Source organism: Bartonella sp. AP57NXGY (assembly GCF_042195805.1).
Classification (GTDB): domain Bacteria; phylum Pseudomonadota; class Alphaproteobacteria; order Rhizobiales; family Rhizobiaceae; genus Bartonella.
This window is the reverse complement of record NZ_JBHIOZ010000613.1, coordinates 1-604: the sequence shown is the minus strand read 5'-3', so window position 1 is coordinate 604 and position 604 is coordinate 1. Positions and strand designations below refer to the sequence as shown.

Below are 604 nucleotides of genomic sequence, written 5' to 3'. Positions count from 1 at the left end.
GCTTCATATTCACCTTGATTGAGCTTTTTTAACAGTGTCGAGTTACAAAAGGCTCCTGTTCCTACATTATAGCAAAAAGATACTAACGCCGCGAATTGTTCATCTGTTAATGAAACTGTAACAGCGCGTTCAACAGCATTTTCAAATTGTCTTAAGTCTTGGCAAAGAAGTTCTTCTGCGTGTTTTTCAGTGATTGCCATACCTTTATGAACAAAAGGTTTTCCAGCATTGTTTGTATGTCCATAACCGATTGTCCACACCCCAATGGCGTCTTTGTAGGCATTGAGACGCAAACCTTCCCATTGTTTAATCAGTGCTAGCCCTTCTGGTGATATTTTTCGCATATATTTCTCCATAAAAAAAGCCCCGCAAAAGCAGAGCTGGATTAAAAATTGATATTTTTCCCATTTGAAAGGATGGCTTGTTAAAACCTATGTAGCTTGTTCATTGGAACAAAAGAATGTATTTGACATTATCTATTATGTAGCATATAAACTACAAATGTTTATTGTGAAAAAAACACACTGTTTTACAGAGTGGTTAGACTCGTTAAAAGACAAACAAGTGCAAAAGAAAATTGCTGCACGTATTTTCCGCCTTGAAT

The 604-nt window shown here is 36.4% G+C and carries 1 protein-coding gene; it reads right to left on the bottom strand.

What is annotated here, in order from left to right; genetic code table 11:
• On the bottom strand, positions 1-344 hold a 344-nt coding region (locus tag ACFIL8_RS12315; RefSeq protein WP_375613967.1), incomplete at its 3' end, for a lysozyme.
• Positions 345-604 lie beyond the last annotated feature (260 nt).